Here is a 3,008-nt window from a genome sequence, read left to right on the forward strand (position 1 = left end):
GATAACCTGCCTCAAGCAATGCTTTCATTACCTCTGTGCTCTTTTCCGGCCTGATAATAGCACGAACCATGATCATATTTGTTCTCCTTTTTGGCTTAGTGTTTCTCTTGGTGTTGGTGTTAGGCCAAAGAGAATTTTGTTAGAAATTTAAACTCATTAGTCTAACAAACCAAATTCCACGAGCAGGTTTTCCAATTCTTCTATTGGGAGAGGCTCAGGAATCACGAACATATCATTCTCATCGATGTTTTTGGCCAGATTGCGGTAATGTTCGGCCTGTTCTGCTTTAGGATCAAACTGAATAACTGTCTGTCGGTTGATCTCAGCCTTCTGGACCATGTTGTCACGGGGCACAAAATAAATCATTTGCGTACCTAGTCTCTTGGCGAATTCTTCGATCATCTCCTTTTCATTATCCACCTTACGGCTGTTACAGATCAACCCGCCCAGGCGTACACCACCTGCCTCTGCGTACTTTTTAATACCCTTACAGATGTTGTTGGCCGCATACATGGCCATCATCTCACCTGAACAGACAATGTAAATCTCCTGCGCCTTGCCCTCACGAATAGGCATGGCAAAACCACCACAGACAACGTCACCTAGTACGTCGTAAAAAACATAATCGAGATCCTCGGACTCCTCGTAGGCGCCCAAAGACTCCAAAAGGTTAATGGATGTGATGATGCCTCTGCCAGCACATCCAACTCCAGGTTCGGGGCCACCTGACTCGACGCAATAGGTGCCGCCAAACCCCACTTTGCGGATATCTTCTAATTCCACATCTTCACCTTCATCACGCAAGGTATCGAGAACAGATTTCTGAGCCAGGCCACCGAGCAAGAGTCTTGTTGAGTCAGCCTTGGGGTCACAGCCCACAACCATGACTTTCCGCCCCATCTCCACCAGGCCAGCAACTGTGTTCTGAGTCGTAGTGGATTTGCCAATACCACCCTTCCCATAAATAGCTACTTTTCTCATGGTAACCTCCCAGTTAAAGTGTTTTGATACTTAAAATTTTTGATGTTTGATGACTCTATAATGGCAAGGGACGTGCCAACGGTTCTAAAAAATCGCTATGCTTATTTGTAACCCTTGAAACTGATTGTTTTTTTTCAACAAAACAGAGTAATTCTCAACAGTTACAAGAATAAATACGTACAATCATACAACAAACAATTTTGTCTTCTGTTACACTTTTGTAGTCTACAACATTGATTTGCTAAGATAGGTTACGAGGTAACACTTTAGAATTTAATGATTTTAGCGTCGATAGATTATGTAAAGCAGTGGCATTAAAAATGCATTAAAGCTTATAAAAGGAGTGATGGTTATGCTTATAGATACTACCCTGCGTGAAGGAGAACAGAAATTTGGGGTCTATTTTGACCTTGAAACAAAGAAACAGATAATAAATGGACTTATTGAATTTGGTATAGAAGAAATAGAATTAGGCGTCATCGGCCCGGACGAGAATAAGGAAATATCAGAACTTATACATTGGACAGAGACCTTAACCCAAAAAACCAACAGAAGTATCTGGTCTCCCTGCAAGACAGAATATGTTAAGCTGGTCGCCAAACTTGGTGTGGAGCGGATTAATATCGGGGTGCCTGTTTCAGATAATCATATTAGCAAACGACTTAAACTTTCCAGAGCCGGCTTGCTTGAACGATTACACCAGGTTGTTAAAGCTGCCCAAGATGCCGGACTAAGTTATATCTCTGTAGGGCTGGAGGATTTGTGTCGAGCTGATTTAAGTTTTGCTCTGGAAGTTGCCCGCACAGCAGTTACTTCAGGGGCCAAACGTATCAGACTATCAGATACAGTAGGTTTGCTCAGTCCCATAGAAATTGCCGATCTGGTACGTAAATTTAAAAACGCTCTGTCTTGTCATTTGGCTGTACACTGTCACAATGATTTTGCTCAGGGCACAGCCAACGCCATTACTGCAATCTTGGGCGGGGCAGAATTTGTAGATGTTTCTATTCTGGGTCTGGGAGAGCGGGCAGGGATTGCTGCTTTAGAAGAAGTGGCTGCTTATCTTTATTTTCGAAAAAAGGCAGTCCATTACAACATGCCCATTGTTCGTGATTTATGCACCTTGGTATCCAAAGCAGCAAAAATACCCATCTCTGAATCAAAACCCATTGTTGGAAAGTCTATTTTTGCCTGTGAAAGTGGGTTGCATATTCATGGGATAAACATCGACCCCATGCTCTTTGAACCTTTTGCTCCGGAAACAGTCGGCGCAAAACGCAAGATCGGGCTGGGCAAGAAGAGCGGTCGTGCCGCGGTTATGTCTGCCTTAAAACGTTTCTATCCTTCCTGCTCTAGCCACTGTTTGGAACAGCTCAGCTCTTCCTTGGTGTCAACCGTGCGTTCTCTGGCCAGAAAACAGGGCAGGCCCCTCACAGAGGCGGAAATCCGCGGCCTGTTACAAGCTGAGTTTAAGAATCCAGCACAAATTTGTCATAGATAAAAAGACTATCCGGAAACTATCCAATCTTTCTCCATATCCTCAAAACTTTCGCCACCGAGCACTTATCATACGTGGCCTGGTGGCGAATGAATAGAGACATGGACAAGGCTTATCCGCATCCTCCCCCTCCGCCTGAACAACATCCTCCGGCCAAGCCGCGTCTTCTACCTTTTAAGACAGAAGTATCTTCTGCGCCGTAAACCGCAGCAAGTCCGGCATCAATGAGCCCGCTACACTCAGCCGGAATAACGCCATTTTTCTCCAGAATTTTCCTCGGCGAATCTCCCATGGAGCTGGCCAACACGGCCCGGCAGTCTTGAAGAAGTTCTGACAATTCCTTCCACCTTTTGGGACCAGAACCTGGCTTGGGCGTCGTCCGTTCTTCAACAAGATAATATCCTCCCTCCTTTTGCCCCCAGATTTGAAGCCTTCTCGCTTCTCCCAAATGTTGGTTCACAAGCATACCTTCTCTGGTTGCCACCGCCACATAAGGCCTGGACTCGGATACCGGAAGAACAAGCTTGGA

General features: G+C 45.2%; 3 protein-coding genes. 1 reads left to right on the forward strand and 2 read right to left on the reverse strand.

All coding sequences use genetic code 11. From position 1 onward, the window contains the following. Positions 1-156 precede the first annotated feature (156 nt). On the reverse strand, positions 157-981 hold the full coding sequence (gene nifH / locus KFV02_RS11305; protein ID WP_252381658.1) for a nitrogenase iron protein: 825 nt from the start codon (positions 979-981) through the stop codon (positions 157-159). Between the two features lie 352 nt (positions 982-1,333). On the opposite strand from nifH, the gene KFV02_RS11310 reads away from it, so the two are divergent. Then, positions 1,334-2,482 carry a LeuA family protein gene (locus KFV02_RS11310; RefSeq protein WP_252381659.1) on the forward strand — a complete coding sequence of 383 codons (1,149 nt, stop codon included), beginning with the start codon at positions 1,334-1,336 and terminating at the stop codon, positions 2,480-2,482. Between the two features lie 109 nt (positions 2,483-2,591). Here KFV02_RS11310 and KFV02_RS11315 read toward each other — a convergent pair. Beyond that, positions 2,592-3,008 (reverse strand): NifB/NifX family molybdenum-iron cluster-binding protein (locus KFV02_RS11315; protein ID WP_289510157.1); only part of this gene is annotated, 417 nt, incomplete at its 5' end.

The sequence above is a fragment of the Desulfovulcanus ferrireducens genome, from assembly GCF_018704065.1.
In the GTDB taxonomy this organism is placed as follows: domain Bacteria; phylum Desulfobacterota; class Desulfovibrionia; order Desulfovibrionales; family Desulfonatronovibrionaceae; genus Desulfovulcanus; species Desulfovulcanus ferrireducens.

What these genes read in the sequence shown, in the direction of transcription:
- nifH (WP_252381658.1), bottom strand. Translation starts at nt 981, where the DNA reads ATGAGAAAAGTAGCTATTTATGGGAAGGGTGGTATTGGCAAATCCACT.
- KFV02_RS11310 (WP_252381659.1), top strand. Translation starts at nt 1,334, where the DNA reads ATGCTTATAGATACTACCCTGCGTGAAGGAGAACAGAAATTTGGGGTC.